Here is a 9,170-nt window from a genome sequence, read left to right on the forward strand (position 1 = left end):
GCCCCTGCTTTTCAGGGGCGCGGGGAACTGCGCGACAAGCCCCCACGCATCCGCGGCCGACCGGACAGCCCACGCACCCACAGCCGACCAGGCACCCCGCTCACCCGCAGGCGACCCCGTGCGTCTCCCACGCGGGGAACGGATCCTCGAACCCCGCGGCGGAGGACACATCCTCCGCCCTCACCAGACAGCCCGCGAGCGCCGAGTGCAGCGCATCCGCCCGCAAGCCCGTCCCGATGAACACCAACTCCTGTGCGTGAGGAGCCTCCTGCGCGTAAGGGGCCTCCTGCGCGTACGGCGTCCCGTGTGCGTCCGGCGTCTCGTCGTCCCGCGCGGCCGACGGCTCGAACCGGGCGACGGACCCGGCCTGCGACCACAGTCCCACCACACGCGGCCTGCTGGCGAGCGTGAAGAACCCCTTGGAACGCAGGACGTGCCCGAAGTCCCCGCTGTCCAGCGACTCGGTCACGAAGGTCCACAACCGCGCCGGATGGAAGGGCAGTTCGGACCGGAAGACGGTCGAGGAGATGCCGTACTCCTCGGTCTCCGGCACATGGTCCCCGTTCAGTTCCCGCACCCACCCCGGCGCCTGCTGCGCCCGTTCGAGGTCGAACACCCCCGTGCCGAGCACCTCGGCGACCCGCACCCGGCCATGGCTGACCGGCACGATCCGCGCCGCCGGATTGAGCCGGGCCAGCGTCGCCGCGAGCCGCTCGGCGGTCGCCGCGTCGACGAGGTCGAGCTTGTTCAGGACGATCACGTCGGCGAACTCCACCTGGTCCATCAGCAGATCGCTCACGGTGCGTTCGTCGTCCTCGTACTGGTCGAGCCCGCGGGCCACCAGCTCGTCGCCCCCCGCCAGTTCCGGCAGGAAGTTCACCGCGTCGACGACCGTGACCATGGTGTCGAGCCGGGCGAGGTCCCCGAGCGTGGCCCCGTCGTCGCGCGCGAAGGCGAAGGTCGCGGCGACGGGCATCGGTTCGGAGATCCCCGAACTCTCGATGAGGAGATAGTCGAAACGCCCCTCGCGCGCCAGCCGGTCCACCTCCTCCAGCAGATCGTCGCGCAGGGTGCAACAGATGCACCCGTTGGTCATCTCGACCAGCCGCTCCTCCGTGCGCGACAGCGCCGCCTCGCCGCCGCGCACGAGGGCGGCGTCGATGTTGACCTCGCTCATGTCGTTGACGATGACGGCCACACGGAGCCCCTCGCGGTTGGCGAGGACATGGTTGAGCAGGGTGGTCTTGCCCGCCCCGAGGAACCCGGAGAGGACGGTGACGGGCAGCCGTTCGTACGCCATGGCCGCCGCCCCTAGCCCTCGGGGTGGAGCAGCCCGCGCTCGTACGCCTTCAGCAGTCGCTGCGGTACGAGATGGGTGGCGCCGTCGACCGTGAACGGCACGAGCTGCGGCGTGCTCGCCTTCCACTGGGCGCGACGATGACGGGTGTTGCTGCGGGACATCTTCCGCTTGGGTACGGCCATGGGGTCCTCCTCCAGGGCTTCACAGGTGATGGACCGGACGCTACATGAAAATGGATCCCATTACTAAAAGGGGTCTTCGGTGCGGTACGACACCCCGGCGACCGTGAGCAACCCCGTCATCGGCGCCGTATGGGAGGAAGGGGCCGAACCGGGCCCCGCCCGGCCCAGCCGTTCCCTACGGAGGTACCGTCCCCCGTGGCCACAACCAAGGAAGAAGCCCTCCGAACCGAGGAGGAAGGGCCCCAGCGCGGTCGGCATCTCGACCCACCGCTCGTCCTCACCATGCTGCTGGTCCTGGCGGTCGTGGCGCAGGGTCCGCTCCGCGGTCTGCTGTCCGCGCCCGTGACGCAGAGCTGGATGACGGTCTTCGTGGCGGTGGTCGTACAGGCCCTGCCGTTCCTGGTCGTCGGAGTGCTGCTGTCGGCGGCCATCGCGGTGTTCGTCCCGGCCTCCTTCTTCGCCCGCGCGCTGCCGAAACGCCCCGCGCTGGCGGTACCGGCGGCGGGCATGGCCGGCGTCGTCCTGCCGGGGTGCGAGTGCGCCTCGGTGCCGGTGGCGGGCGCGCTCGTACGCCGGGGCGTGACACCCGCGGCCGCGCTCGCCTTCCTCCTCTCCGCCCCCGCGATCAACCCGATCGTCCTGACCGCGACCGCCGTGGCCTTCCCCGGCAACCCCGAGATGGTGCTGGCCAGGTTCGTGGCGAGCCTGCTGGTGGCCTGCACGATGGGCTGGCTGTGGCAACGCCTGGGCCGCGGTGAGTGGATGCGCCCGCCCGAGCGCCCGTCCTACGAAGGGCAGAGCAAGGGCGCCGCCTTCTGGGGCTCGGTCCGGCACGACGTGATGCACGCCGGCGGGTTCCTGGTCGTCGGCGCGATCGCGGCGGCCACCCTCAAGGCGGTCGTCCCGGCGAGCTGGCTGAACGCAGCCGCCGACAACCCGGTGATCGCGATCCTCGCCCTGGCGGTACTGGCCGTCCTGCTCTCCATCTGCTCCGAGGCGGACGCGTTCGTCGCGGCCTCCCTGACCCAGTTCTCCCTGACCTCCCGGCTCGCCTTCCTGGTCGTCGGCCCGATGATCGACCTGAAACTCTTCGCCATGCAGACCGCCACCTTCGGCCGCGCCTTCGCGCTCCGCTTCGCCCCCGCCACCTTCGCCCTCGCGATCCTGGTGTCGGCCCTGGTCGGGGCGGTGTTCCTGTGAACCGTCAGGCCCAGACCGTCATCCTGTTCCTCACCGGCGGTGCCCTCCTGCACGCGGGCTCCACCGACCTCTACCTCCGCTATGTCAAGGCCGGCCTGCGCCCCCTCCTCATCGGTGCGGGCGTCGTCCTCATAGCCGCCGCCGTCGCCACGGTCCTGTACGAACGCCGGGCGCGGCGCCGGGGCGAGGAGGAGCACGGCCACCACGAACCCCGGGTCTCCTGGCTGCTCGTCCTGCCCCTGCTGGCCCTCGTCCTGGTCGCCCCGCCCGCCGCCGGGTCCTACACGGCGATGCGCACCGGCAGCGCACTCCAGGAGCAGCCCTGGGGCTACCCCGCCCTCCCTGCCGAGGGCCCGCTCCGGCTGAGCGTCGCCGACTACGCCGGCCGCGCGGTCTACGACAAGGGTCGCGCCCTCTCCGGCCGCCCGCTCAAGATCGCCGGGTTCCTCGCCCTGGACGGCTCGGGCCACCCGTACCTCGTCCGCATGGCCCTCAACTGCTGTGCCGCCGACGCCCAGCCCGTCAAGATCGCCCTCACCGGAGAACTTCCGGCCGTCCTGCGTCCCGACACCTGGATCGAGGTCACCGGCACCTACACCCCGAAGCGGACCGAGGACCCCCTCAACGGCACCGCCGTCCCGTACCTCACGGTCACCGCCACCAAGCCGGTGAAGGCACCGCAGGACCCGTACGACGAGGCCTGGAACGGCTGAGGCGCCGGGGGTGTACGGGGCGGCAGAGGCGGCCCCACCCGCCACGGGGCCGGAGATGCCAGAGGCATCGGAGGCGCCGTGGACATGAAAGAACCCGGTCGCTGGCGACGGGGGATGCACCAGCGACCGGGCTATGGCCAAGGCTAACAAGGCTGGTCGTCGGACGGGAGCCGACTGCTCGACTGGGTTGACGAGTTGTGATCGGTATCACGTAGGACGGATGTCCGCCCGCGCGGGCGTCGGCCACCCCCGCACGGCGGCTCGCACGCCGACCGAGGCAGACAGCCCAGAGGCGGAGGGCACCGTTGTCGTCCCCGCCGTCCGGACCGTAGGTCAGCGGCACGACCGCCTCGGCGTGTCCGACGAGCGGGGAGCCCAGCAAGTCCGGGCCCAAGCCGCACCACCGCGCATACGGACCCCCACCACAGCGCCCGCAAAGACGCCCCACCATCACGCACGCACCCGCCCGGCCGCAGCTGAGCCCCCGCCGCAGCTGAGTCCCCGCTCCATCCCGGGCTCGGTCTGCGTCCCCCGCCGGGGTCGGCTCGGGGCCGTCTCCGCATCTCAGGACGCCGTCTCAGGCAGTGCGTGTCTGCGCAGCTCAGGGTGGGTGGGACGGTTGCGTCGTCGCAGGTTGGGCGGTGGTGGTTGCGGTGGTTCCTCGGTGTCTTCGAAGCTGTGGGTGTCGCACCGGCCGGGATGGATCGAGGCCCCGGTACAGCCTGGTGACGACTCCTCCCGTGCCTGCGTACCGGGCATCCGTGTGCCCGAGTGCCCGTGTGCCCCCGGCATCCGTGTGCCGGTGTGCGACGTCGAGCGGCGCCCTGCGGCGCCCGGCGCCCCACGACCTCGGGGCGGGGACATCCGGCTGGGAGCGACCCTGATGACCACTCACCATGAAGGAAGCCACGACATGATCAGGAACACTCACACACGTCGTCGCCCGGGCCGCCGTGCGGCCTTCGCCGCCGGCCTCGTCCTGGCCGTCGGACTCGGTGTCTCGACGCAGGCGGCGGCACAGGCCGCCGCCACCCCCGCCCCCGCCTCGACATCAGCGAAGCCGTCCGCCACGCCGCGGTCGATCACCGGGTTCAACGGCGACGGGTTGACTCGGGTCGCCGACTTCTACGGTGCGTACGTGGACGCGAAGGACGACGCCGCGGGCCCGGACACCGCGCTGGTCAAGGCGCTGCGCGCGCATTACCTGACGCCCGCCTTCGCCAAGCGACTGACGGCATGGGAGAAGAAGAACAAGGCGGACGGTCTCCTGCGCGCCCAGAACGTCCCGGTGGAATGGACGGTGAGCGAGAGCGGCAACGGCCGTGACATCGTCGTCACCCTTACCTTCGGCGGCGGGGAGTCGCCGACGAAGACGACCAGCTTCGTCGTGAAGCAGACCCTGTTGGGCGGCATCAGCGACATCCGGGCCACGAGCAAAGCCTCCGCGAAGGTGGCCGCCCACGCGTCCACGAAGGCGTCCGCCGCGGTGCGGTCGGTCAGCGGCAGGACCGGTGAGTCGGTGACTCGGGTCGCCGACTTCTTCGGTGCGTACGTGGACGCGAAGGAGGGCTACCCGGGCCCGGACACCGCGCTGGTCAAGGCGCTGCGCGCGCACTATCTGACGCCCGCCTTCGCCAAGCGACTGACGGCATGGGAGAAGAAGAACAAGGCGGACGGCGTCCTGCGCGCGCAGAACGTTCCCGTGGACTGGACGGTGAGCGAGGGCCGCAACAGCCGCGAGATCGTCGTCACCCACGCCTTCGGCGGAGGGGAGACGCCGTCGGTGTGGACCAACCTCGTCGTGAAGCTGGAGCCGGTGTACGGCGACATCACCGACATCCGCACGAGGACCACCCACTGAGGACGCAGCCGCTCCGCCCCCCCGCCTCCAGCTTCGGCCGGAGGCGGGGGGACAGGCAGCGCCGACGGCTCACCCCCACTCTGTTGGAGAGACCCCTCCCCGGCGCCGAGGGACCCCCTCATCTCGCATCAGCCGCCGTTTTGCCACCACGTTGGCGGCGGGGATCGGGGGCACCCGGCAGGCACGCGCGCTCCAGATCACCACGGACGCTGGAGCGCCCCTCGGTCCTGCGGGCGCCGTCCCCGCGAGCGGCAGCAAATCGGCCGTGGAGACACCTGGGGGCCGATCCAGCCGACCGGACCGGCGCCTCGAGCCGACTACGACCGTTGCCGCGCGGCGTAGACCGTGATCCACCGCGGTGCAGCTCCGAGCGCGCATCTCCGGGGAGTTAGCGCGCGCATCTCCGGAGCAGTACCGGTGCAGGGTGGAGGCGTGCAGGCTCAGTCTGCGGGCCAGTGCCGGTCACATGAACACCACCGTCCACACCGGACCCGTTCCGCGCACAGCCCCACACCTGCGGGAGGCGGAGAACCTGAAGCCTCACGCGTTCCGGCACCCACCCACGCCTACGCCGACGGCGATGCGCACGAACGGCCCGTCGGTACGGACACACCTCCGAGGTCATCCCGCTGCCCAGGACCGCGAGCTCCGCCACCTGGACGCGGTGGGCCGACGCCCGCCACACCTTCCACCAGGCCCTCAAACCCGTCGTCAAGATCAACACCAACGCGCCAACGCCTCAGAAGCCCGACACAGCTTCGTCACTCACTCACAGCAACGCCAGAGGGCCCCCACCAATTCGGTGAGGGCCCTCTGAACTGCTACTCAACTGTCGGGGTGGCGGGATTTGAACCCACGACCTCTTCGTCCCGAACGAAGCGCGCTGCCAAGCTGCGCTACACCCCGATTGTCGCTGCTCGTCGCGGCGACGTCGTTTACTTTAGCCCACCGTTGGCCGGAGACGAAATCCGGTTTTCGGGGCGTCGGTCGGGACGGTCCGGGCGGCCTCGCCGGGGGTGTACGGGGTCGGGGCGGAGGTGGTCGACCACGGTGAGGAGGAGGGCGAGGGCATAGAAGGCGAGGCCCAGGAGCAGGGCGTTGCCGAGGACGCTCTTGTAGCCGTGGCGGTCGACGTCCAGGAAGGGGTAGAGGTACGGGGCCGGCCAGTCGGGGGTCACCAGGGCGGCTCGGCCGAGGGTGAATGCCAGGAAGGCCAGCGGGTAGAGCAGCCATGCCGCCGCGTGGCTCAGGCGTGGCGGTGCCGGGCGGGTCAGGAGCAGCCAGTCCACCACCACCGCGAGCGGGATGGCGGTGTGGAAGGCGACGTCCGTCCATGCGAGCCAGCCGGCGGGGGTGGCCGGGGCCCCCGTCGACGTCATCGTCATGGAGAAGGGCGTCGCGTCCCTCGTGAGGATCAGGTGGTGGACCAGGGCCGTGATCACGGCGTAGAGAACCGTGCCGAGCGTCAGCCAGGACGGCAGGGGCCGGCGGGCGAGCCACGCGCCGCGGGCCGAGGTGGCGAAGACCAGCGCCACCAGGGCCGTGCTCTGGACCGCGAAGTGGCTGAACGCCCGAAGCGGGCTGCCCAGCACCATCTCGATCACCACGGCCGCTGCCGCCGCCAGTGCGACCAGGGCGCGGTACGCCGCCGTCGGCGCTCGTCGTGTCGGTGCCACCACCGCTGTCGCGGGCACGACGGATGTCACCGGTGCGGGGATGCCCGAGATCGCGGGCAGGTCGGGGATGTCCCGGGGTATCGGTGCGGTCATGCGCTCACGCTAGGACGCTCCGACGAAACGGGCCATTCGGGATGATCCGGATGAGGCGGACCCGTCCTGGCTTGCCCTTGGCGCTGGTTTCAACGGCACCGCCGGACCAGGCAGCCACTCCGCTTCCCCGCCTTGCCACCCCGCCAGTGGCGACTCCGGCCTTCCTGCCCGCGGCTTGCCCTCCTCCTTACCCCTTCCGTGCCACCAGCGTCAGCAGTGAAGCCTCCGGCGGGCACGCGAACCTCACCGGGGTGTAGCGGCTCGTGCCGCAGCCGGCCGACACGTGCATGTACGCCGTGCGGCCGTCGGCCGTGTGCGTGGAGAGACCCTTGACCCGGTCCGTGTCCAGGTCGCAGTTGGTGACCAGGGCGCCGTAGAAGGGGATGCAGAGCTGGCCGCCGTGCGTGTGACCGGCGAGGACGAGGGGGTAGCCGTCGGCGGTGAAGGCGTCGAGGGCGCGGAGGTAGGGAGCGTGCACGACGCCCAGGGAGAGATCGGCGGAGTCGGACGGGCCGCCGGCCACGCGGGCGTAGCGGTCCCGCTTGATGTGCGGGTCGTCGAGGCCGGTCAGCTCGACCGACATGCCCTCGATCTTCAGCGTGCCGCGGGTGTTGGTGAGGTTGAGCCAGCCCGCACCGTCGAATCCGTCCCGCAGGTCCTCCCACGGGTTGTGGACGGCGCCCACCACCGGCTTGTTGCCGTTCAGGCCGTGGCGGCCCTGGACCTTCTCCAGTAGATAACGGGCGGGGTTGCGCAGGGTCGGGCCGTAGTAGTCGTTTGAGCCGAAGACGTAGGCGCCCGGGAACTCCATCAGCGGGCCCAGCGAGTCCAGCACCTCGGGGACGCCCTCGGGGTCGGAGAGATTGTCACCGGTGTTGATCACGAAGTCCGGGCGCAGCCCGGCCAGGGACCGCAACCAGCGCTGCTTCTTGCGCTGCCCGCTCACCATGTGGATGTCGGAGACCTGGAGTATGCGCAGCGGCCGCATGCCCGGTGGCAGCACCGGCACCGTCACCCGCCGCAGTCGGAAGGAGCGGGCCTCGATGCCCGCCGCATACACCACACCGGCGGCACCGACCGCCGCGATCCCCAGAGGTACTCCGTATCGCGCTTGCATGTGTCCATCGTGTCAGACCCCGCCGAACCCGAGCGCACGCCTGTGGACAACTGTCGGCCCCCCATTCGGCGACCGCCAACTCCCCCTGTGGACAACCAACTCCGGACCCGCTCCGGACCCGCTCCGGACCCGCTCCGGACCCGCTCCGGACCCGCGCCTGACCCGTGTCGGCCCTGCTCCGGACTGCCCACACAACCGATGCCCGACGGCCCCCAGGCCCTCCCCCCAGGACCTCCCGATCAGCACCCGAGTCCTCAACACCCGAGTTCTCGGCACCCCGCACCAGCACCTCAACCGCTCCACACCCCAACCCCAACCACTCCGCACGCAAACCCCACCCACCCCGCACGCACACCGGCCCCGATCCGCACACACCAGCGAAATCAAGGCGCGCTCCCCACACCACACCTGCGACAATCGGCCCCATGACCACGCTCAAGTCGAAGCTGCAGGAAGACCTCAACGCCGCCATCAGGGAGCGCGACGAGCTCCGCTCCGCGACGCTCCGGCTGACCCTCACCGCGATCACCAAGGAAGAGGTCGCCGGCAAGGAGAAGCGCGAGCTCTCCGATGACGAGGTGCTCCAGGTGATCACCAAGGAGGCGAAGAAGCGCCGCGAGGCCGCGGACGCCTTCGCCCAGGGCGGTCGTCCCGAGTCGGCCGAGCGGGAGAAGGCGGAGGGCGCGCTGCTCGCCGAGTACCTGCCCAAGCAGCTGTCCGACGAGGAGCTGAAGCAGATCGTCGTCCAGGCCGTCGAGGAGGCCCGGGCCGCCGGTGCCGAGGGCCCGCGCGCGATGGGGCAGGTCATGAAGATCGTCAACCCGAAGGTGGCCGGGCTCGCCGAGGGCGGCCGCGTCGCCGCCCTCGTCAAGCAGCAGCTCGCGGGCGCCTGAGCACTCCCGGGCAATCAGTCCCGGCAGGCGGCCCCGGCAGGCGGCCCCGACAACCAGTCCCGGCAGGCGGCCCCGGTGGCAGCCCCCGGCTCCCACGCTCCGGCACAACGGCGGTGGGGGCGCCCCTTCTCCAGG

At 71.2% G+C, this 9,170-nt stretch carries 8 protein-coding genes and 1 tRNA gene; 4 read left to right on the forward strand and 5 right to left on the reverse strand.

Annotation, left to right across the window (positions count from 1 at the left end):
- Positions 1-100 precede the first annotated feature (100 nt).
- Both ACFU5F_RS36215 and rpmF read right to left on the reverse strand, forming a co-directional pair.
- Positions 101-1,300 (reverse strand): GTP-binding protein, encoded by a 1,200-nt coding sequence (locus tag ACFU5F_RS36215; RefSeq protein WP_383896898.1) that lies wholly within the window; start codon positions 1,298-1,300, stop codon positions 101-103.
- Between the two features lie 11 nt (positions 1,301-1,311).
- A complete protein-coding gene (rpmF, locus tag ACFU5F_RS36220; RefSeq protein ID WP_037702654.1) occupies positions 1,312-1,482 on the reverse strand; it encodes a 50S ribosomal protein L32 in 171 nt (56 codons plus the stop codon).
- A 195-nt stretch (positions 1,483-1,677) separates the two neighbouring features.
- On the opposite strand from rpmF, the gene ACFU5F_RS36225 reads away from it, so the two are divergent.
- The 3 genes from ACFU5F_RS36225 (at position 1,678) to ACFU5F_RS36235 (ending at position 5,256) form a co-directional block, all read left to right on the forward strand.
- Entirely contained in the window at positions 1,678-2,682 is a 1,005-nt protein-coding gene (locus ACFU5F_RS36225; protein ID WP_383896901.1) for a permease, read from the forward strand.
- Positions 2,679-3,395 (forward strand): TIGR03943 family putative permease subunit, encoded by a 717-nt coding sequence (locus ACFU5F_RS36230; RefSeq protein ID WP_383896904.1) that lies wholly within the window; start codon positions 2,679-2,681, stop codon positions 3,393-3,395. Before ACFU5F_RS36225 ends, ACFU5F_RS36230 begins: the two co-directional genes overlap by 4 nt.
- A 913-nt stretch (positions 3,396-4,308) precedes the next feature.
- Complete coding sequence (locus ACFU5F_RS36235) at positions 4,309-5,256, forward strand: hypothetical protein (RefSeq protein ID WP_383896907.1); 948 nt, start codon at positions 4,309-4,311, stop codon at positions 5,254-5,256.
- 832 nt (positions 5,257-6,088) lie between these two features.
- Here the strand turns inward: ACFU5F_RS36235 and ACFU5F_RS36240 are convergent.
- From ACFU5F_RS36240 to ACFU5F_RS36250, 3 genes are all read right to left on the reverse strand, one after another.
- Positions 6,089-6,162, reverse strand: a tRNA-Pro gene (locus ACFU5F_RS36240).
- Positions 6,163-6,191: 29 nt separating this feature from the next.
- Positions 6,192-7,025: a Pr6Pr family membrane protein gene (locus ACFU5F_RS36245; protein WP_383896910.1), complete on the reverse strand. Its 834-nt coding sequence runs from the start codon at positions 7,023-7,025 to the stop codon at positions 6,192-6,194.
- A 187-nt stretch (positions 7,026-7,212) separates the two neighbouring features.
- A complete protein-coding gene (locus tag ACFU5F_RS36250; RefSeq protein ID WP_383896912.1) occupies positions 7,213-8,142 on the reverse strand; it encodes a metallophosphoesterase in 930 nt (309 codons plus the stop codon).
- 425 nt (positions 8,143-8,567) lie between these two features.
- On the opposite strand from ACFU5F_RS36250, the gene ACFU5F_RS36255 reads away from it, so the two are divergent.
- Entirely contained in the window at positions 8,568-9,035 is a 468-nt protein-coding gene (locus tag ACFU5F_RS36255) for a GatB/YqeY domain-containing protein (RefSeq protein ID WP_383896914.1), read from the forward strand.
- Positions 9,036-9,170: the final 135 nt, after the last annotated feature.

Origin of the sequence: Streptomyces sp. NPDC057438, from assembly GCF_042802995.1 — a bacterium.
Lineage (GTDB): Bacteria > Actinomycetota > Actinomycetes > Streptomycetales > Streptomycetaceae > Streptomyces.

Coding starts and splice junctions, on each gene's coding strand:
- ACFU5F_RS36215 (WP_383896898.1), bottom strand. CDS start 1,300: ATGGCGTACGAACGGCTGCCCGTCACCGTCCTCTCCGGGTTCCTCGGG.
- rpmF (WP_037702654.1), bottom strand. CDS start 1,482: ATGGCCGTACCCAAGCGGAAGATGTCCCGCAGCAACACCCGTCATCGT.
- ACFU5F_RS36235 (WP_383896907.1), top strand. CDS start 4,309: ATGATCAGGAACACTCACACACGTCGTCGCCCGGGCCGCCGTGCGGCC.
- ACFU5F_RS36245 (WP_383896910.1), bottom strand. CDS start 7,025: ATGACCGCACCGATACCCCGGGACATCCCCGACCTGCCCGCGATCTCG.
- ACFU5F_RS36250 (WP_383896912.1), bottom strand. CDS start 8,142: ATGCAAGCGCGATACGGAGTACCTCTGGGGATCGCGGCGGTCGGTGCC.
- ACFU5F_RS36255 (WP_383896914.1), top strand. CDS start 8,568: ATGACCACGCTCAAGTCGAAGCTGCAGGAAGACCTCAACGCCGCCATC.